Origin of the sequence: Deinococcus aquatilis DSM 23025 (assembly GCF_000378445.1) — a bacterium.
GTDB classification, from domain to species: Bacteria; Deinococcota; Deinococci; order Deinococcales; family Deinococcaceae; genus Deinococcus; species Deinococcus aquatilis.
Genome location: NZ_KB899710.1, coordinates 1 through 18,172, shown reverse-complemented (window position 1 = coordinate 18,172; position 18,172 = coordinate 1). Strand labels below are relative to the sequence as shown.

Annotated in this window: 19 protein-coding genes and 1 pseudogene; 7 read left to right on the top strand and 13 right to left on the bottom strand. The window is 65.3% G+C overall.

What is annotated here, in order from left to right:
- The first annotated feature begins 4 nt into the window (after window positions 1-4).
- Entirely contained in the window at window positions 5-844 is an 840-nt protein-coding gene (gene nadE / locus F561_RS0110585) for an ammonia-dependent NAD(+) synthetase (RefSeq protein WP_019009940.1), read from the top strand.
- 83 nt (window positions 845-927) lie between these two features.
- Here nadE and F561_RS0110580 read toward each other — a convergent pair whose 3' ends face one another.
- The gene (locus F561_RS0110580; RefSeq protein ID WP_019009939.1) at window positions 928-1,920 is read right to left on the bottom strand and encodes an SDR family NAD(P)-dependent oxidoreductase; all 993 of its coding nucleotides are present in this window, start codon (window positions 1,918-1,920) and stop codon (window positions 928-930) included.
- A gap of 173 nt (window positions 1,921-2,093) precedes the next feature.
- Between F561_RS0110580 and F561_RS0110575 the strand changes: the two genes are divergently transcribed.
- Window positions 2,094-2,441 carry a histidine triad nucleotide-binding protein gene (locus tag F561_RS0110575; protein WP_019009938.1) on the top strand — a complete coding sequence of 116 codons (348 nt, stop codon included), beginning with the start codon at window positions 2,094-2,096 and terminating at the stop codon, window positions 2,439-2,441.
- Entirely contained in the window at window positions 2,438-3,121 is a 684-nt protein-coding gene (locus tag F561_RS0110570; protein ID WP_019009937.1) for an HAD family hydrolase, read from the top strand. Before F561_RS0110575 ends, F561_RS0110570 begins: the two co-directional genes overlap by 4 nt.
- A gap of 4 nt (window positions 3,122-3,125) precedes the next feature.
- Here the strand turns inward: F561_RS0110570 and F561_RS0110565 are convergent, their stop codons facing one another.
- The 5 genes from F561_RS0110565 to F561_RS0110545 all read right to left on the bottom strand — a co-directional run bounded on the left by F561_RS0110565 (window position 3,126) and on the right by F561_RS0110545 (window position 6,691).
- Window positions 3,126-3,455 (bottom strand): hypothetical protein, encoded by a 330-nt coding sequence (locus F561_RS0110565; RefSeq protein WP_157451767.1) that lies wholly within the window; start codon window positions 3,453-3,455, stop codon window positions 3,126-3,128.
- A 6-nt stretch (window positions 3,456-3,461) separates the two neighbouring features.
- Window positions 3,462-3,932, bottom strand: a complete 471-nt coding sequence (locus F561_RS25240; RefSeq protein WP_019009935.1) for a class I SAM-dependent methyltransferase — start codon at window positions 3,930-3,932, stop codon at window positions 3,462-3,464.
- A gap of 56 nt (window positions 3,933-3,988) precedes the next feature.
- Window positions 3,989-4,876: an L-serine ammonia-lyase, iron-sulfur-dependent, subunit alpha gene (locus F561_RS0110555; protein ID WP_026298797.1), complete on the bottom strand. Its 888-nt coding sequence runs from the start codon at window positions 4,874-4,876 to the stop codon at window positions 3,989-3,991.
- A gap of 159 nt (window positions 4,877-5,035) precedes the next feature.
- Complete coding sequence (gene sdaAB / locus F561_RS0110550) at window positions 5,036-5,701, bottom strand: L-serine ammonia-lyase, iron-sulfur-dependent subunit beta (protein WP_026298796.1); 666 nt, start codon at window positions 5,699-5,701, stop codon at window positions 5,036-5,038.
- Between the two features lie 195 nt (window positions 5,702-5,896).
- The gene (locus tag F561_RS0110545; RefSeq protein ID WP_019009932.1) at window positions 5,897-6,691 is read right to left on the bottom strand and encodes a WecB/TagA/CpsF family glycosyltransferase; all 795 of its coding nucleotides are present in this window, start codon (window positions 6,689-6,691) and stop codon (window positions 5,897-5,899) included.
- Window positions 6,692-6,794: 103 nt separating this feature from the next.
- On the opposite strand from F561_RS0110545, the gene F561_RS0110540 reads away from it, so the two are divergent.
- Entirely contained in the window at window positions 6,795-7,469 is a 675-nt protein-coding gene (locus F561_RS0110540; protein ID WP_019009931.1) for a Crp/Fnr family transcriptional regulator, read from the top strand.
- Window positions 7,470-7,758: 289 nt separating this feature from the next.
- Window positions 7,759-9,315, top strand: coding sequence for a bacillithiol biosynthesis cysteine-adding enzyme BshC (gene bshC / locus F561_RS0110535; RefSeq protein WP_019009930.1), 1,557 nt, complete (start codon window positions 7,759-7,761; stop codon window positions 9,313-9,315).
- A 215-nt stretch (window positions 9,316-9,530) separates the two neighbouring features.
- Here bshC and F561_RS0110530 read toward each other — a convergent pair whose 3' ends face one another.
- The 6 genes from F561_RS0110530 to F561_RS0110505 form a co-directional block, all read right to left on the bottom strand.
- A complete protein-coding gene (locus tag F561_RS0110530; protein WP_019009929.1) occupies window positions 9,531-10,088 on the bottom strand; it encodes a cyclin-dependent kinase inhibitor 3 family protein in 558 nt (185 codons plus the stop codon).
- Between the two features lie 2 nt (window positions 10,089-10,090).
- Window positions 10,091-11,098 (bottom strand): porphobilinogen synthase, encoded by a 1,008-nt coding sequence (gene hemB / locus F561_RS0110525; RefSeq protein ID WP_026298795.1) that lies wholly within the window; start codon window positions 11,096-11,098, stop codon window positions 10,091-10,093.
- A 187-nt stretch (window positions 11,099-11,285) separates the two neighbouring features.
- Window positions 11,286-11,885, bottom strand: a complete 600-nt coding sequence (locus F561_RS0110520) for a helix-turn-helix domain-containing protein (protein ID WP_019009927.1) — start codon at window positions 11,883-11,885, stop codon at window positions 11,286-11,288.
- Window positions 11,882-12,094 carry a hypothetical protein gene (locus tag F561_RS0110515; protein ID WP_019009926.1) on the bottom strand — a complete coding sequence of 71 codons (213 nt, stop codon included), beginning with the start codon at window positions 12,092-12,094 and terminating at the stop codon, window positions 11,882-11,884. Before F561_RS0110515 ends, F561_RS0110520 begins: the two co-directional genes overlap by 4 nt.
- A gap of 15 nt (window positions 12,095-12,109) precedes the next feature.
- Window positions 12,110-12,499 (bottom strand): DUF3208 domain-containing protein, encoded by a 390-nt coding sequence (locus F561_RS0110510; protein ID WP_019009925.1) that lies wholly within the window; start codon window positions 12,497-12,499, stop codon window positions 12,110-12,112.
- Between the two features lie 37 nt (window positions 12,500-12,536).
- Window positions 12,537-15,716, bottom strand: coding sequence for a hypothetical protein (locus F561_RS0110505; protein WP_019009924.1), 3,180 nt, complete (start codon window positions 15,714-15,716; stop codon window positions 12,537-12,539).
- Between the two features lie 303 nt (window positions 15,717-16,019).
- On the opposite strand from F561_RS0110505, the gene F561_RS0110500 reads away from it, so the two are divergent.
- Window positions 16,020-16,745 (top strand): tetratricopeptide repeat protein, encoded by a 726-nt coding sequence (locus tag F561_RS0110500; RefSeq protein WP_019009923.1) that lies wholly within the window; start codon window positions 16,020-16,022, stop codon window positions 16,743-16,745.
- A gap of 84 nt (window positions 16,746-16,829) precedes the next feature.
- Here F561_RS0110500 and F561_RS0110495 read toward each other — a convergent pair whose 3' ends face one another.
- A complete protein-coding gene (locus tag F561_RS0110495) occupies window positions 16,830-17,861 on the bottom strand; it encodes a diacylglycerol/lipid kinase family protein (protein WP_083922397.1) in 1,032 nt (343 codons plus the stop codon).
- Between the two features lie 125 nt (window positions 17,862-17,986).
- On the opposite strand from F561_RS0110495, the pseudogene F561_RS29650 reads away from it, so the two are divergent.
- Window positions 17,987-18,172: pseudogene (locus tag F561_RS29650) on the top strand (IS4 family transposase); the annotation flags it as partial.

Below are 18,172 nucleotides of genomic sequence, written 5' to 3'. Positions count from 1 at the left end.
GCCCATGCCCGACACCTTGTCCCGGCAACGCCGCATTGCGCGTGAGCTGCACGTTCGGCCCGACATCGACCCCGCTGCGGAGACCAAGCGCCGCGTGGATTTTCTGGCGGCCTACCTGAATAGCACTGGGGCTTCCGGCTTTGTGCTGGGCATCAGCGGCGGGCAGGACAGTACGCTGGCAGGCCGCCTGTGCCAGCTGGCCGCCGAACAGGTGCGGGCGCAGGGGGGCAGTTGTTCGTTTCTGGCGGTGCGGTTGCCCTACGGCGTGCAGGCCGATGAAGCCGACGCCCAGACCTCGCTCGAATTTATTCGGCCTGACCGCTGCGTGACCGTGAATATCCAGCCTGCCGCAGACGCCAGCGCACAGGCCGCCGCCGATGCGCTGGGCCTGCCTCTGCGGGACTTTGTGCGGGGCAACATCAAGGCGCGTGAACGTATGACCGCGCAGTACGCACTGGCGGGGCAAGCTGGCCTGCTGGTGGTGGGCACCGACCACGCCGCCGAAGCCGTGACCGGATTTTTTACCAAATACGGAGACGGCGGCGTGGATCTGACGCCCCTGACTGGCCTGACCAAACGGCAGGGCGCAGCGCTGCTACAGCATCTGGGCGCACCCGACAGCACCTGGCGCAAGGTGCCCACGGCAGATCTGGAAGACGACCGCCCCGGCCTGCCCGACGAAGTGGCGTTGGGCCTGACCTACACCCAAATTGACGATTACTTGGAAGGCCGTGAGGTCGGCGCAGAGGTGGCCGCCAAGTTGGAGCGCCTGTACCAGCAGACCCGGCACAAACGCAGCGTGCCTGTCACCCCTTTTGATGATTGGTGGCAGACACAGGACTAAGCAGCATTCAGTCAGTGGTGGCTGTAGGCCGGGATTAAGGACAGGAAGCTCTGAGACCCGGCCCTGAGATGGGCCAGCCTCAGTTATTCGGCCTCGTTGAATTCCGCCTCAGCTGCCCGCTTGATCGGATTTTTCTGGGTGATCTGTGTTTCGGCGTTTTTGCCTGTAACACCCCGATTACTGGGCGTGGGCCGGGGCAAGAAACGGTTGCCCAGGGCCATCAGATCGGCGGTGAGTTGCGGGGCAATGGCCTGCGCTGTTCTGAGCAGCATGGCGGGGCCACCGATCATAGCTTCAGCGTCGCCGCGCACGGTGGCATTCACCATTCGGCGGGCCGCTTCCGGGGCAGACATGGAGATGACTGGCAGGTTGTCCAGCGTGGCAAACAGCGCGTATTCACGGGTATGTTGGCCCTTCACGGTGGCGTTGCGAGCACTGCCCGTCTGCATCAGGCCGGGGCAGACCGTGGTGACGGTGACGCCTTCGGGGGCCAGTTCTGCCCGCAACACCTGCCCCAAGCCCACCAACGCAAATTTGCTGACCGAATATGGCGCGAGGTGAGGAATGCCCACCTTGCCCCCCACCGAGGCCACCAGCAACACCCGCCCCCGCACGGCCCTCAGCAGCGGCAGCGCGGCGCGGGTCATCTTGAGGGGGCCAAAGGTATTGACCTCCATGATGTCCCGGAAATCGGCCTCGGTCATGTTCGCCAGCGGCCCGGTCTGGATGATGCCTGCCACGTTCGCCAGTACGTCCAGCCGCCCATATTCGGCTTCGGTGGCATCGAGGGCGCGGGCGATGTCGGCATCCACGGTCACGTCTCCAGCCACCGTGAGCACGCGTGCGCCCCGGCCCCGCAGATCAGCAGCGGCGCGGCCCAGTTCAGCGGCGTCGCGGGCCATCAGGGTCAGGTGAGCGCCCCGTGCGGCAAATTCGCGGCCCAGCGCCAGCCCCAGCCCCCGCGACCCGCCCGTGATCAGCACCGATTTTCCGGTCAGGTCGGCGGGCGTTTTCAGGGCGCGGCGGCCCACCAATGCAGCCAGCCCCGCCACCAGCAGCAGCCTGCGCGGAAGCATCCTTTTCTTGACTCGGGGTTTTCTGGATGTCTGCTTGCGGCTCATACCCAGAGTTTGCCGTGAACAGACCGGGACAAGGCGGCGCATGAGGGAAGACGAAAGGCAATCTCCCCCGGCCCCACTGGACAAGCAAACCTCTGGGCGCTTCGGCAGAATCCGTATAAGCTACCCGCATGACTGCCAACCGGGGCCGCACCATTTTCGAGCGAATTATTGACCGGGACATTCCCGCCGAAATTGTCTTCGAGGATCAGGAATTTATTGCCATCCGCGATATCGCGCCCAAAGCACCGATTCACCTGCTGGTGATTCCCAAGCGCCACACCGAGCGCCTGGACGACATCACCGACGCCGCCGAACTGGGCCGCCTGTGGCTGACGGCAACGAAAGTGGCCCGCGAACACGCCGACGATTACCGCCTGGTCGTGAACTGCGGCGAGGGTGGCGGGCAGGTGGTGTTTCATACCCACATTCACATTCTGGCCGGCTGGCAAAACGGCCCCGAGAGCGATACCGAATGAGGCCTGAAATAGGAGCGGTGCTATTTGATCTGGACGGCGTGCTGGTCGATAGCGAACTGTTGGCCGCCAACGTCTGGGTAGACCTGCTGGCCGAGCATGGCCTGACCATGAACCGAGAGAACTTTATGGCGCGGGCGGTGGGCAGCACGCACGCAGCCCTCTTCGACTGGCTGTCCAGCGATCACGGCTGGCAGCGGCCCGACACTTTTGTGCAGACGATGGATACACGCTTGGCGGCAGCTTTTCAGGCTGTGCCCGCCATCGAGGGAGCGCGGGAAACGTTGGAGGCCCTGCACGCGGCGGGGCTGCCCTTCGCGGTTGCCAGCAACTCCGAGCGCACCCGCCTGCACCTCAAGTTGGCCTCGGGGGGGTTGGCCGAATTGGTGGGCCAGCACGCTTACGACCCGGCCAGCGTGGGCGGGCGCGGCAAGCCCAAACCGGATCTGTACCTGCACGCCGCCGCACAGTTGGGCGTTTCCCCAGAGCGCTGCGTGGTCATAGAAGACAGCGCCACAGGCGTGATGGCCGGAGCCGCAGCGGGCGCGGCAGTGTGGGGCTTGTTGGCAGGCGGGCACGCCCACCCCAGTGGCGCGGCAGCCCTGACCGCAGCAGGCGCAGGACGTATTCTGCACACGCACGAGGAATTACGGGAGGCGCTGGGATTGGGCGTACCAGTCTAAAAAATTACCGCTGGGCCGACAGAAAGACCAGGGTTTTGGACACCCGCCAGTTCTCGTCTTGAAGCAGGGGCCGCAGCACTTGACCCAGCGCCGCCCGCCCGCGCTCCTGCTCTGGCGCGGATAACTTGTGCCATGCAGGAATGGAGGCCAGATAATTCAGCACCGGCTGGGCATCTGGAAAGATCAGCGCACTCTGCGAAAAGCTGACCTCGACATTGCCGAACACGTCCCGTACCTGCTCTTCCCCGTTCAGTTCCGAAAACGCCGCTGCATGAGTGCCCTGCCCAACCCGCACTGCCTCCAGCGACGGTTCCAGAATGGCAGCTTCGGCCACCACTGCTCACAATTCGGCCATATAGGTACTGGAATTGGTCACGGCCAAAAAGCGGCCACCCGGCTTCAATACCCGCCGAAATTCTTTGAGGGCAGCGGTCACGTCTGGTACGTGGTAGAGCATGTGGCGGGCCGTGACCACATCAAGAGTGGCGTCGGCAAAAGGCAGGGCATCGGCGCTGGCCTGCATGAATTCCACGCCGGACTGATGGGCACGGGCCTGCTCCACCATGCCCGCCGACAGATCAACGCCGACCAAGCGCCCGGTGTGGCCCCGCGCCCGCAAACGCCCGGGAAACTCGCCCGGGCCTGTGCCTACATCCAGCAAGATTTCTTGTCCATTCAGCCGCAACAGTCCGTCAAAAGTCGCCTCTAATTCGGGGCCGACGCTGTAGCGCACATGCGTATCGATACGGGTACGCAAGTGCTGTTCGGTGGCGTACTGCGCGGCGACCTCGGCGGGATGATTGGCGGTCATGGGAGGTACTGTAGAGCACTCAACGAGCCGATCTGACCGATGGTGCAGGCTCTCCCCTACGCCATCGGCAATTCAATCATGCCGCCGCCCTCGTCGGGTTGGCGGCCTTCCATGCAGGCGGTCACGGCCAATCCGGTGGGCGTTTGTGCAAGGCCACCTTCCGCCGTTTCGCGCAGTTGAGCGGGCATCATGCGGCCTACCTGTGCCATTGCGCCCACCACCTCATCGGGCGGAATGAACGATTCCAGTTGCGCCAACGCCAACTGCGCGGCACTGACGGCGTGAACGGCAAAGAAGGCATTCCGGCTCACGCACGGTACTTCTACATATCCGCCCACCGGATCGCAGACCAGACCGATGGTATTCATCAGGGCGAGGCTGGCCGCGTGGATACAGGCGCGGGGACTGCCGCCCAGAAGTTCGGTGACAGCCGCCGCCGCCATCGCCGCACTTGATCCAATCTCTGCCTGACACCCGCCCGCCGCGCCCGAAATGAACATGCGTTTGCTGATGGCTTTGCCCACGCCCGCCGCCAGAATCATCGGGTCTACGAGGCGTTCGTCGGGAATGCCCAGATGGTCGGCCACACCCAGCAGCGCACCGGGAATGGTTCCGGCACTTCCGGCGGTGGGGGCAGCTACGATGCGGCCCATGCGGGCGTTTTCCTCGTTGACGGCCATCGCGTAGGCCTGCACCCGGCGAATCAGCGGGGCATTCAGGGCGTCGGGCGCGTCCCACAGCCCCTTGGCATTCCAGCCCACCATGCCCGTGATGCTTTTGGCGTCGCTGCTCAGTCCCCGCTCTATGCTGTCCCGCATTTCTCCGATCCGGCGGGCCATTTCAGCGCGAATATCGGCGGGGTCCAGCCCGGTCTCTTCGCAGTCTTGGGCCAGCACCCAGCCGGAAGCCGGGGCCGGGGCGTTCATCAGGTCGGTGAGGGTCAGCATTTTCAGTCTCCTTCGGAGAGTCAGTGGTCAGTAGTGAGTGGGGAGTGGGTCGGGGAAAGGGAGGTAAAGATCGGGGTGAGCTAGAGAAAGAGAGCCAGCTAGTTTTAAGGCTTTTGACCTTCCCACTGACTACTCACTACTCACCACTCACCGCCTTTACCCATCCATCAGCTTCGGCAGCATCCGCGTCCAGGCCATACCCGCCCAGGCCCGCACAAAATTCAGGGCGGGTTCGCTGAGGGGTTGATCCAGTTCTATCGCCAGCAGCGCGTCTCCGCCCCGTTTTTCGCGGGCACAGGTCAGTGCAGCGATGTTGGCTCCATCGGCGGCGAGGGTGGTGGCGACGCGGGCAATCACGCCGATGGTATCCACGTAACGCAGCAAAAGCGTGGGCTGAGAAGCATCAAAATCCACCTTGAAGCCCTGCACGCTGCCCACCCGGATGATGCCGCCGCCTGTGCTGCTGCCTATCACCATGACGCTCTGTGTGTCGCCCTTCAGATCGATCTGGGCCGTGTTGGGATGCACGTCACCCAGATCCACGTCATGGAATTCGACCTTCAGACCGGCTTTTTCTGCTTCGGCAAAGGCACCCGGCAGGCGGGGATCGTCGGGCAAGAAGCCCAGCAGACCCGCCACCAGCGCCAGATGTGTGCCGTGACCCCGCCCCGTTTTGGCAAAGCTGGCGTGCAGGCCAATGCGGGCCGTGCGCGGAGCCTCGCCCAACAGGTGGTGGGCCACCAACCCGAGGCGGCACGCGCCAGCGGTGTGGCTGCTGCTCGGCCCGATCATCACGGGACCGATCATGTCAAGAAGGGACATGCGGGCAGTATAGGCAACTTGGCGGGCGACTGTCCGTGAGATGAGGACGGGGAAGGGGGCTTGGTCTCAATGTCCCAAGGGAATGAAGATCAAGGGGCCAAGGCATTTGGGCGGGTGCGTTCTGACCCTCAGCTTTGAGAAGACTCGTAAAGCTGCGCTGACAGAGGGGAGAGGTGAATCACCCTTCTTAGACCCTCACACGCTTTTTTCTCGCCCCAGCCGCTTCTTTTCTGCTCGCACCAGCCCCACGAACTGGGCCAGCCGGGGCGCACGGTTCCAGCGTTTGCGGTCTCCGACCACGCGCCAGATCCATTCCACGCCCATTTTGCGCGTCCACGCGGGGGCAAGGTCGGCAGTTCCGGCCAGCACGTCGATCACGCCGCCGCAGCCGATCAGCACGGGGGCATTCAGCACCTGCCGCCAGTACTGGTTAAAGGTTTCCTGCCGCCCACCACCCATTGCCGTCAGCACCAGATGGGCGTTGCTGGCCCCCACCAGATCGGCCACGCGCTGGTCTTCGGGCAGATCGAAGTAGCCGTGGTGCACGCCCGCCACCGTAATGCCGTAATCGCGGGCCGCGTTCTGGGCGGCAACCTCGGCCACACCCGGTTTTGCACCCAGGAAAAACACCCTCAGATCGGCCCCGTGGCGCTTCATCAGCCCCGCTACGATGTCGAAACCGGGAGCACGCGGCACCTCCACGCCGTGCAGTTGGCGGGCGGCGTACACGATGCCCACGCCGTCTGCGGTGACCAGATCGGCAATCTGAACCGCGTTGGCAAATTCCGGGTGGCTGCGCGACTGCACGATCAATTCGGGGTTCAGCGTGACGACCGTGTGCGGGGCGCGGGATTGCCTGAACATCCACTCGCCCAGCAGATCCAGGGTGGCATCCAGAGAAATCACGTCCAGCGGCAGCCCGAACAGTTCCAAGCGGGAAGAATTCGGAAGGCGCGGGTTGGAAGATTCGGCGGGGCGGGCGTTGGTCATGCTGGGCCGATTGTAAGGGGCAGGGGCCGGTTTGGGCCAACAGAGAAGGCCTCCCCCACATACCCCCGCCAACTTCTGGCCCGCTTGCGGCATACTGCGGGGCATGTTGCCCGGTGTTTTTGGAGTTTTGCCCGCAGACGCTCAGGCGCAGATGGTGGCGGCAGGACGGGTGGGGCGCTGGGCGCGGGGTGGGCTGCTGTTTCATCCCGAAGACCCCGCCGAAACGCTGCACCTGCTCACGCGCGGTACGGTCAGGCTGTACCGCCTCGGTTCCGGCGCACGCGAAGTCACGCTGGACGTTCACGGCGCGGGTGCGCTGCTCGGAGCCTCTACCCTGCTGCAAAACGAACGGTACGGCGTGTATGCCGAAGCGATGGACGATACGGAGACCCTGATGATCGGCCAGGAAACCCTGTCTCGCCTGACCCGCACCTATCCGCCCGTGGGGGTGGCCCTCACCGAACAGGTCACGCGGCAAACGCGGGGTGTGCAGGAACGGCTGGCCGGACTCGTCTTTCTGGAAGTGTCTCAGCGCCTGGCCCTGGCCCTGCTGAACCTGGCCGAGCGCGAAGGCCCCTGGCCCGAAGGCGGCACGCTGGCCCTGCGCGAGCGCGTTTCTCATCAGGATCTGGCGCATGTGGTGGGCAGCACCCGCGAAACCATCACCAAATTGCTGGGTGACTTCCGCACCCGTGGGCTGCTGGATCTGGGCTACCGCCGAATCATCCTGACTGACCGCACCGGGTTGCAGCAGGCCACGCGGGAGCCGCTGCGCTAGGCAGGCAGCGAATTTTGGGCCAGAGGATTCATGCTCTGTAAAGCTCCCCTGCTCTCACAGCTCCTTGATCAGAATATAAATTCTGCGCCCACCACGCCTTTCCTGCTGCCCACAACCTACGTCCCACTTTCCAGATGCCCTACCCGCATTGTTGCTTTAAGTTTTGCGGTGCTTTAACGTGCATGGGTTGATTCTTCCGCATATGGGACGGTGGAGGACTTAAATCCAAGATTCTTCCGTCTGGCACGCATTACTTTGGCCCAAACGGTAAACAGAAGGGGCGCAGCGGATGGCGGCAGATTTGGCAACAGCTTACCGAGCAGGCGAATTGGCAGAATTTATCCGGCTGCGGGCGGGCGATACGGCGGCGGCACTGGCCGAAACGCGGCCCGACATAGATCGGGCAGCACTGGCAGCGGCGCTGCGGGCCTATCACCACGATCTGGGCACGCTGGACGCCCACAGCGAGGCAGCCCTGACGCAGTTGGCGCACCCGGCCTCCCGCGTGGTGGTCACGGGGCAGCAAGCCGGACTGCTGACCGGGCCAGCCTACAGCGTGCACAAGGGCGCAGGCGCGGCGCTGCTGGCGAGCGAACTGCACACCGAGGACGTGCCCGTGGTGGCGGTGTACTGGATCGCCAGCCAGGATCACGACGCGGCAGAAGTGGCCTCTACGACGCTGCTGGATCACTCCGAGAAGCTGCACCACCTGACCTTGGATGTGCCGGAAGGCGTACCCGTGGGCCGCGTGGCATGGCGACCAGACTGGACCGAGCAGGTGATGGCCCTGCTGGACGCCTTCGACGCCCCCAAAGAGTATGTGGCCGCCGTGCGGGCCAGAGTCGAACGGGCGCTGGCTGCGGGCGGCAGTTACGCCGATGTGTTTGCCCGCCTGATTCACGGGCTGCTGGCCCCGGCTGGCCTGCTGGTGCTCGATCCTCTGCATCCCGCGCTGGCCCGCCTGATGGCCCCCACGCTGGCCCGCGAGCTGGAGCGCCCGCTGGAAAGTTCGGCCCGCATAGAAGCCGCCGCCGCCGCGCTGGAACGCCGGGGCTTCGTGCCGCAACTGCGCCGCCCCGCCGGGGCCACCAACCTCTTTATAGAGGAAGAAGACGGCCAGCGCCGATTGCTGCGACTGGAAGGCCGAACCTTCGAGACCGAAACCCGCAGCTACGCCAAAGCCGACCTGCTGGCCGTATTGGACGCCGATCCCTCGCGCCTGACTCCGGCGGCTGGCCTGCGCCCCACCGTGCAGGACGCGCTGCTGCCCACCGCCGCCTTTGTGGTCGGCCCCGGCGAAATTGCCTACGGCGCACAGCTCAAAGAGGTGTACCCGCTGCATGGATTGGCGCAACCGCTGCTGTGGCCCCGCCTGAGCGTGACGTGGCTGGAACCCAATGTGGCCCGCCTGCTGCGCCGCCTGAACGCCACCGCCGCGCAGGTGCAGGCCGACCCGGAAGGCGTGCTGGGCCGCTCTCTGGCGCAGGAGCGTCAGGCCGGAGCCGTGACCGCCGAACGCCTCAGCGCCCTCGACGCCGATCTGCACGCCCTGACCGCCGAAATCGCGGCCCTCGATCCCACGCTGGAAGGAGCCGCCGCCCGCACCCGCACCCGCACCACCGCCCGAGTTGCCCACCTTCAGATGTTGGCCGCCCGCGCACTGGCAAGGCAGGAAAATGACCGCAGCGGCCAACTGACCCGCCTCAAAGATCATCTGTTGCCGAACGGCACACCGCAAGAACGCGAAATGAACTTTCTGACCTATCTGCTGAAGCACGGCGAAACCCCGCTAAAGCTGCTGCTGAAGCGGCCTGCGGGGTGGCGGGGGGAAGTGGAGATTCCGTAAGGAACGGTCAGTGAAAACGCGTAGGTAGGCCATTCCTTGAAGGCTGGGCGACCCAACCCCCCCGTTGCTGACGCAACGCCCCCCCTTAAAGGGGAGGACTAAAGCTTGGTGCTCGGGCTGGCGGCGAAGCCAACTGGGGGGTTCTGCCACCCTAGAAATGCCCCGCCCTACACGCCCTTCCCACTCCCGACAACCCACCTCCCACAGCCCAGTATTTACCGCCCGAATTCCTCTACAAACCGTTCCTGCACCGCCGTTTCTATGGCATTGCGGCTGCGGGTGGCCCGCACCAGCTTGATGGCTTCTCTGGGGGGCATGCCGCCCTGCACTAGCAGACAGGCGGCCACCAGTCCGGCGCGGCCCAGCCCGCCACGGCAGTGCACGACCACGCTGCGGCCATCCAGCAGATGCGTCATCAGTTCGTCGATGTAGGCGGCAAAGCCAGCGCGGTCTGTGGGCGCGTGCTGATCCACTATCGGGCAGGCGGCGATCAGGATGCTGCGGGCCTCGGCTTCGGCGTGGTAGCCGTCCATGCCCAGCATGTCGAATTCAAAATCTTCGATCAGGGGGGCCAGGACCTGGACGCCGCCCTGAGCCAGCGTGTGCATATCCTCGGCCACATCGCGGGCATGGGTCACGCCCTGCTGATAGATGCTGCCGCCTTTCTTGCCGGGTGCAAAGGTCAGGCCGAGGCGTCCGGGCCAGATTCCGGTAGAAATCCAGTCCACGCGGATGGGGTCGTTGATGCTGTTCTGCTCTCTGGTGGCCTGCATGATTATCCTCCCGCCAGCCAACGGGCGGCGTCCAGTGCGTGATAGGTGATGATGGCGTCGGCCCCGGCGCGGCGCATTCCGGTCAGGGTTTCCAGCACGGTGCGGCGTTCGTCCATAAAACCCAGTTGGGCGGCGGCCTTGATCAGCGCGTATTCACCGCTGACGTTATAGGTGATTAAAGGAAGATCGAAGTTATCCCGCAGGAGCTTGAGCACATCAAGGTAAGCCAGCGCGGGCTTGACCATCAGGTAATCGGCTCCCTGCTCAGCGTCCAGCCGCGCTTCCCGCAGAGCCTCGCGGTAGCCGCCTGCCGGGTCCATCTGGTAGGTGGCCCGGTCCCCGACGCTGGGCGTACTGCCCGCCGCATCTCGGAAGGGGCCATAGTAGGCACTGGCGTACTTCACGGCGTAACTCATGACCGGAATATGTGAGAACCCCGCCGCATCCAGCGCCGCCCGGATCGCCGCCACTTGGCCGTCCATCATGGCGCTCGGAGCCACGATGTCGGCCCCCGCCCGCGCCTGAGACACGGCAGTCTGGGCCAACAGTTCCAGTGAAGGATCGTTGTCTACCGTCCATTCGTTGGGGTGAATTTCGCAGAGGGGGCCGCAGTGTCCGTGGTCGGTGTATTCACACAGGCAGGTATCGGCAATGACGGTTAGGTCGGGGTGGGCTGCCTTGATCGCCCGCGCCGCCCGCTGAATGATGCCCTCATCGGCATACGCCTGCGTACCCAGCGTGTCTTTATGGGCCGGAATGCCGAACAGGATCACCGAGCGGATGCCCAAAGCCAGTGCCGCTCCGGCTTGCTGCACGGCGCTCTCCAGACTGTGGCGGCTCACTCCGGGCATGCTGGCAATCGGCGTATCCGTGGCTTCCTCATGGACGAACATGGGGTGGATCAGGTGCGCCGGGGCCAGCGTGACCTCACGGGTCAGCGCCCGCAGTGCCGGAGAACGCCGCAAGCGCCGGGGACGGTCTGTAGGAATGGGAACAGCAGAATCAGGCATGACAGGAGGGTAGCGCGGGGCCACCACACAGAATAGGAACTGGAAAGGCGTCTGAAGGCTGAAAGGCGAAGGGGCCGAAGAAGGTCAATCTCTACGTTCACGATGTCTCTACTCTTCAGCGCCTCTCTTTGATCAGTGCCAGGAGCAACTGCACTCTACAGATTTACCGCCCCAACACCTTAAACCTTCAGATTTTCCCGTACTTCCACCCTAACCGCTCTGCCGCCCCCAACGCTTCCGCCTCTCCCCACACCGCCCCGGCCACAGCCAACGCTGCATAGAGGGCTGGAAATCCGCCCGGAGTAGTGGTCAGGTGGGCATCGCTAACGACCTGACCAGGGCGCACGTCGGCAGGAGAAAAGCCCCATAGCAGGTCGGTCAGGTCGGTGGGGCCACCCAGAATGCGGCCTTCCAGTGTGCCTGCCTCGCCGGGCAACAGGACTCCGCTGCCGCTGGCTCCGGTGGGCAACCCAGCGTGGGCCGCTAAAAAACCGCGCAGCAAAGGATCGCGGGCGGCTTTGGCGGCTCCGGGGCCACCGGGAATCAGCAGGCCAGCGGGTTCGGGCAGGGCGGCATACATGACATGCGGCGTGCTGACCAATCCCCCAGCGGTCAGAATGCTGACGCGGGAGCGGTGCAGCGTGCGGGTCGCGCCTTCACCTCCGCACAGGCGGCACACGGCCACCATGATCCCCAGTTCCAGTTCGCTGACGCCCGCGTAGACCGGAATGGCAACGACCGGCCCCTCAGCGCTGAGTTCTGGCCGCGCTGGATCAGGTTCGGTCACGACGAGACAGACGACGGCAGGGGCAAGGCCCGCACCTGATAACTGCGGCGGGCCAGCGGCGGGCTGACTTCACCCTTCTCTATCAGCTCCTGGGCAGCCTCGCGGGTCAGGCGCTCCACGCGGGTCAGGTACACCAACAGGGTTGCCGGGCCATCGAAACGGCGGGGATGCTGGTCGCCCTCGGCCCACAGATCGAGCCAAGCAATCATCGTCGTCCCCTCACGTCACAGCTCCCGCAGGTCTTCCCAGAGTTGCCAGCCCACTCCTTCCGGCGTGCCGTCCAGCAGCGGATTCAGAGCCTGGCTTGCAGCTTCGGCATCGCTGTGGAGGGCCTCGTTGCTGGGGCGGTCGTCGTAGACACGCAGCACCGTGAATTGGTAAAAGGTCTGGGCCGCCGTCGGCTCGCCGTTTTCAAAAAAGGCGAACGGCGGCGACACCATGTCCCACAGCACATGGGCGTCGTCCTCATCGGCGGCGCCCGGAGCTTTGGGGAGGTCCAGCTCTCGGGGAAGGTAGTGCTCCAGGTCTACATCGGCGCTCTGAGGATGCCAGACGTACCCTTGCAGCAGTCGGATGGCGGCGCGGCCTCCGGCCTGCGAATCGGTGATGCTCACACCCCCAGCATACCCGATAACCTTCCTCCCTGAATTCTTAATCCTGTGCTTGGAGTTCTGCTTCCAGAACCCAGAGGCGGTCGCGCACGCGCAAGACCTCTGCGCGGGCCAGGCTGGACGCCGGATAGACCCTCCGCAGCACGTCTTCTGCGCCCGGATGATGGGCCTCCAGAGCACGGCCCGCCTCACGCCATACCCCCGCCCGGAAAGGATGCAGGGCCGGGTCTTGCAGGGCATTACGCAGCCACAGCAGCGTGTCCGCGCCCTCGGTGATGGTGGCCCGCACCTCCAGCGCCAGCAGTTGCGCGGCCAGCCCCGGATCGGGGGCATAGAGGCCCGAGACCTGACCGGAGCCGCTGCCCAGCGATACCCGGCGCAGCAGGGCATGGGCGCGGTTGATGTCGGCCAGCGCCGCCTGGAGCTGAGAGGTCTGGGCCTGAGCAGGCGGAGCCGAGGGGGTCTGGAATTGACCTGCCCGCAGGTAGGCTTCGGCGCGGATGGCGTGGGCCTGAGCCGCCGCGTAAGGATGATCGGTCATGGAGAGCGCACGCTCGGCAAAACTGAGGGCCGAGGCAGGCAGCGGATCGGCCAGCGCCCGCGTCAGCAACATATCGAAGGTCAGGACCTGTTCCCGGTCAGGTTCGGGGGTGCCGGACAGCCCTGTGGCAGGACGCAACAGCTGGTCGAGCAGGGCGCGGGCCTGCTGCAAATCGGGATGGTCGCGGCGGGGACCACAAAACGGGTAGAGGTAGGGCAACCCGATTCCCCGCGTCAGGTACGCCAGCGCGAGGCGGTACTGGGTGCGGCGCAAACGGTATTCGGCCTCGGCCTGCCGTGATCCTGGTACCGTCAGCAGCCCCGACAGAAGGCTCAGGGCGGCGCAGGCCTGCGCCAACGCCTCATCGGGACGGCCCAGGGCCAGCAGGATCGGCAATCCCTCCGAAAGCAGGCGGGCGCGTGGAAGGGCGTCTTCACGGCCACGCGGGGCAGCGTCGGTGGCGGCCAGCAGTCCAAGGGCGCGCTGCAGAAGCGTCAGCCCCTCTGCCGGATGTCCCAGCCTGCGCTGCGCGGTGGCGGCGCGGGCCAGCACACGGGCGGTTTCTTCGGTGCTGCCGCCCGCACGGGGAAGGCGTTCGGCGGCGTCCTGAAGGGCATGCAGCGCGGCGGCAGGCTGGCCCAGTCTCAGGCGCAAATCACCCTCTTGGTAGCGGGCACGGGCCGACAGCAGCGGGCTGGAGGCAGGTACGCTTTGCAGCGCACTCAGGGCTTCGGGCCAGCGCCCCGCATCTTTGGCGATGAGTCCACGCCACAGCGCCGCACGTGGGCCGCCCTGCGCGGTGCGGGGGTCGGTGGCGGCGCGGGTGGCGGCCTCCAGATCACCGCTCCAGCGGGCCAACGCTGCCTGCACCAGCAGCGCATCGGCCTGTGCTGCCACTGTCCAGGATGACGGGGGCCATGACGAAGGCGGCCACGTGGACGGATCTGAAACTTCCGACAGCAGGCCGCTCAGATCGGGGTGGGCCAGTTGCCCACGTGCGGCCTCGAAATTTCCGGCATCCACACTACTTTCGGCCAACTTGACCCTGGCCCACGCCCGCACCGGATCACGGGGAGATTCCAGCAGGGTAAACAGCGCGTCGCGGGCGCGTGGGTCGCCGTATTCTCCCCGTCCGGCATGGTGGGTTGCCAGCGCACGGGCCAGGATTTCCAGGGCTTCCCCCGATGCCCCGGCCCTTTCCTTGCTCTTCCGGATAACGCTGCCCCGAAGACTGTTCCCACGAATATGGGGCCACAGCGGCGGCAGATAGCGGGCGTCGTCAGGGCGGCGGCTGACCTGTGCAGCCAGGGCGGGCCAGTCTTGCAACAGGGTCAGGGCAATGAGGGTAAAGCCCGCCAGTTGAGCCGCAGATTCGCTCTCAGGTCTGCCCTCCTGTTCACTGACCCCCCCCACGTCCTGAAAGGCAGCCACCAGACGGAGGGCGGCGGCCTGGGCCTCGGCAGCGGGAACCAGCGGCAGGGCAGCTTGCAGCACGTCGGCAGCTGTCCAGCCTGCATCAGAGGAACCGCTCAGCAGGGCGCGGGCATGGGTAGGCAGGGCAGCGGGCGAGAAACCCAGTGCGGCACCCAGGGCAATGTCCGGGAGCGCCGCTGGGAGCGCAACCACCGACAGGGACGCCAACGCCGCTGCCAGAGCACGAATATCAGGGTCGGCCAACAGCCGCGCCGCGCCGCTTTCTCCCTGTCCGGCCTCGCCCCGGCCCACACTGGCGAGCAGGGTCAGGCGGTCCAGATTGCGGCCCGTTTCCCGCACCAGGGCGTCAGCGGCAGCGCGGCCAATGCCGAGGCGGGCCATCAGGTAGGCGCGGGCCTCGGCAGGCGTGGGGGGGCGCAGCTCTATGAGTTCGGCCACGCCAGCGGGCAGATGTGCCCCCCAGTGGGCGGTCAGCTCCGCCGTGTCTTCCAGCGCCAGCAACACCGCCAGACCTGACGGAGCGCGGCGCAGCAGATGTTCGGTGGCCCAGACCGCCGCAGAAACAGGCGTGCCGTCAGGCAGACGGGGCGGCTCTCCGGCAAAATTCAGATCGGCAGTGACGCGGGCCAGCAGCACCCCTGCCCCCACCGGGAACGCAGCACGGACAGCCTCGGCCTGAGCCGCAGCCAACGCCGCGAACGAACGGCCAGCAGCAGGAAAGGCGGGCAACTGACCCGATGCGTCTCCCGCCAGCGACAGGCGCAGCACCGGCACATGCTCGGCAGCCAACGCCAGAGCCAGATGATCGATCAAGACCGTTTTGCCCGCGCCGCGCCGTCCAGTGACGATCATCCGGGGCGTCCGGCCCGCACGCACTCCGGCCAGGAACTGCTTGTAGGCCCGCTTTTTGCTGCGGCCCAACAGTTCCAGTTCATCGGGCAGAGGGGCCGGGGCACCCGGAAGCGACGCACCGACCAGAGAAGCGCTGAGCAGGGGGCGTCCAGCTTCATGCGCCAGCGCGGTCAGGATGGCTGCCAGCGCCGCTTTATCGGCAGGCGTGCCGATGTCGCGGTAGACGATATTACGCACAGACGCCGGATTTGCACCCTGCGCCCTCATCTCGCTTTCCAGCCAGCGCAGGCTGCCGCGTACTGCCCCCGCCGTACCGTGCACAGGCGGAAGATGGGCACGCAGATCGGCCAGAATTCCGCGCCAGTCGAGGTCTAGAGCAGCAGACCCGCTCATATCCGCCCCCACCGAGAGAGGGAAAGCAGAGAGGGGCAGAAAGCTACACAGTCCACAGGCGACTGAATCAAGGTGGCCTGAGCCTACCACCCTGGCCCCCAGTCGTTGCACCCGGTTCATAAATAGGCTGTGCAGACCGTTCCTGACGCACCAATCAGATTTTCAGGGTATGGATGTGTATACTCGGTGCAGCTTTTTAACTTGGACAAGGTTTCGGCGGCCATCGGCTGGCCGTCTGCCCCACTCAACTCACCTGATGCTGCCGCAGCGGGCCACCGCGCCCCACTTTCTGGAGGAATCACCATGCGCCTATCTCTGAAAAATCGTCCTTTTCTGACCCTCGCCCTGACCCTGACCGCCGTTTCCGGCGTTGCCCATGCCCAGTCTCAGCAGGCTGCCCAGTCCCTGTACGACTCCGGCAAATGGCAGGAAGCCGCTGCCGCCGCCGCCGCCCTGAACACCAGCATGGGACTGGCCCTGGCCGCCGAAGCGACCACCGGTGGCGCAGTTCTGGTCGCCGACAACGCCAAGAAGCCCCTCTTTGAAAAGGCCCAGAACTACGCGAAGCAGGCCATCAAATTAGACCCCAACAATGCCGAGGCCTACTTTGAACTGGCCCGCGCACAGGGCCGCCTCGCGCAGTACGTGGGCGTCTTCCAGAGCCTGCCACTGGCGCAGGACATGAAGAAAAACCTGGATCAGGCCATCAAGCTGAGTCCCAAACTGGCCGGAGCCTACGTGGCCCTGGGCCTCTGGAACGCCAACCTGGACGTCAGCGGCATCAAGGGACTGGCCGGACGCGCCGTGGGCGGCAGCAAGGCGCAGATTACGCCCAACTTTGAAAAGGCGATTGCCCTCGAACCCAACGTCGCCATTCACCGCATCGAATACGCCAACGCCCTGCTGACTCAGGGCAACAAGGCCGCCGCCGCCGCCCAACTGGAGAAGGCCGTGACCATCGAAGCCAACACCTTCTGGGAAAAGCGTGACCTGGACGCGGCCAAGGCCAAGCTCGCCACGTTGAAGTAACCCTTTTCGGAACGTGGATCGTAGATCGTGGTGAAGCTGTTTCCACGTTCCACGATCCACGTTCTTTATTTCACCTCTCTCCCTTCACCCGTTCAGCAGCGTCACCGCTCCGGCCAGCACCCGCACCTGAATTTCACTCACCTCGCCCGCCAGATCGCCGTCGAGGTGCAGGTGAGTGGGCGCGGCCCAACGAATCGTCACGGCCTGCCCGGTCGCGTGATACACGCGGGGTTGGCCCAGGTGCGTGCCGCGCAGCACCCTTCCCATCAGGCCCAGCAGTTGCGGGCGGGTCACGGGGCCGCTGGCGAGGGCATTGAGTTTGCCGTCGTGCGCGTCCGACTGCGGGCTGATCAGGAATCCGCCACCGTAACGCGTGCCGTTCATGACCGCCGCCAGGCAACTGGGGCCGGAATAGAGGGTCTGCCCGTCTACAGTCAGGGTCAGGTCGGTCAGTTGCAGGTCGCGCAGGGCGGCCAGTGCCCCCCACAGATAACGTCCGAATCCGGTCAGGCGGGCGGGGGCACGCAGCATGGTGGCGGCCACCTGTGCATCGAAACCCAGACCCAGACCGTTCAGCAACAGGCGGGGCACGCCCTCACCCTCACCCTCGGTCACGGTGGCCTCCAGCGCGTCTACGCGGCGCGGCGTGTAGCTCAGGCGGTCCAGGGCCTCTCCGAACCCTCCCGGTTTCAGGCCCAACATTCCGGCGTAGTCGTTGCCACTGCCCAGCGGCACGATGGCCAGAGGCCGACCCTGCTGGACGGGAGTGCCCTGGTCTGCACTGCTCTGATCTGTACTGCTGCCTGCACTGCGCCCGATCAATGCGGGCAACAGTGCGCCCACCGTGCCGTCTCCGCCCACGGCCATCACTGCCACTTCGGGGGGCAGGGCCTGAACGCGGGCCAGCGCATCGGCTCCTGATCCAGCCGAAATCAGCTCGAAATCGAAGCGGCGGGCCAGGAGTTCGCCTTCCAACCTGGGCCATTCGCGCGAGGCCAACCCGCGTCCGGCATGGGGATTGAGGACCACAGCATAACGGCGCTGGGCAGGGGGTGTGGGCAGCAAAGGTGCAGAAGTCACGGTCTGCTCAGAATACGGCGGCGGGAGGCGACACATCCTGCACACCAGCTATTCCGGGCTTCAGTACTGGACATCTTAGGTTTTTGATCGACTGAGACGCCACTGTTCATTTTCTAGCGTTGACCACATTTTGGGCAGCACATGAGCGGCATCACTGGTTTGTGACGACCCACGATGCCGCTCTCGCTGAGCCTACCAAGCTTGTCGACCTGTTGAAAGCCCGAGTTCCCTTCCTCCGGCGCGACACGCTGCAGCGTGTCGCTGACGTGATCGAAGCCCTGATTCAAGCGCAATCGACCTGTCACCGATTGTTGGGCACGTTCCTCCCCAATGAAGCGTCGCCTGAA

Coding starts and splice junctions, on each gene's coding strand:
- F561_RS0110505 (WP_019009924.1), bottom strand. CDS start 15,716: ATGAGCGGGTCTGCTGCTCTAGACCTCGACTGGCGCGGAATTCTGGCC.
- F561_RS0110515 (WP_019009926.1), bottom strand. CDS start 12,094: ATGATTGCTTGGCTCGATCTGTGGGCCGAGGGCGACCAGCATCCCCGC.
- F561_RS0110545 (WP_019009932.1), bottom strand. CDS start 6,691: ATGACCAACGCCCGCCCCGCCGAATCTTCCAACCCGCGCCTTCCGAAT.
- F561_RS0110495 (WP_083922397.1), bottom strand. CDS start 17,861: ATGTGTCGCCTCCCGCCGCCGTATTCTGAGCAGACCGTGACTTCTGCA.
- bshC (WP_019009930.1), top strand. CDS start 7,759: ATGGCGGCAGATTTGGCAACAGCTTACCGAGCAGGCGAATTGGCAGAA.
- hemB (WP_026298795.1), bottom strand. CDS start 11,098: ATGCCTGATTCTGCTGTTCCCATTCCTACAGACCGTCCCCGGCGCTTG.
- F561_RS25240 (WP_019009935.1), bottom strand. CDS start 3,932: ATGACCGCCAATCATCCCGCCGAGGTCGCCGCGCAGTACGCCACCGAA.
- F561_RS0110580 (WP_019009939.1), bottom strand. CDS start 1,920: ATGCTTCCGCGCAGGCTGCTGCTGGTGGCGGGGCTGGCTGCATTGGTG.
- sdaAB (WP_026298796.1), bottom strand. CDS start 5,701: ATGTCCCTTCTTGACATGATCGGTCCCGTGATGATCGGGCCGAGCAGC.
- nadE (WP_019009940.1), top strand. CDS start 5: ATGCCCGACACCTTGTCCCGGCAACGCCGCATTGCGCGTGAGCTGCAC.
- F561_RS0110575 (WP_019009938.1), top strand. CDS start 2,094: ATGACTGCCAACCGGGGCCGCACCATTTTCGAGCGAATTATTGACCGG.
- F561_RS0110570 (WP_019009937.1), top strand. CDS start 2,438: ATGAGGCCTGAAATAGGAGCGGTGCTATTTGATCTGGACGGCGTGCTG.
- F561_RS0110530 (WP_019009929.1), bottom strand. CDS start 10,088: ATGCAGGCCACCAGAGAGCAGAACAGCATCAACGACCCCATCCGCGTG.
- F561_RS0110540 (WP_019009931.1), top strand. CDS start 6,795: ATGTTGCCCGGTGTTTTTGGAGTTTTGCCCGCAGACGCTCAGGCGCAG.
- F561_RS0110500 (WP_019009923.1), top strand. CDS start 16,020: ATGCGCCTATCTCTGAAAAATCGTCCTTTTCTGACCCTCGCCCTGACC.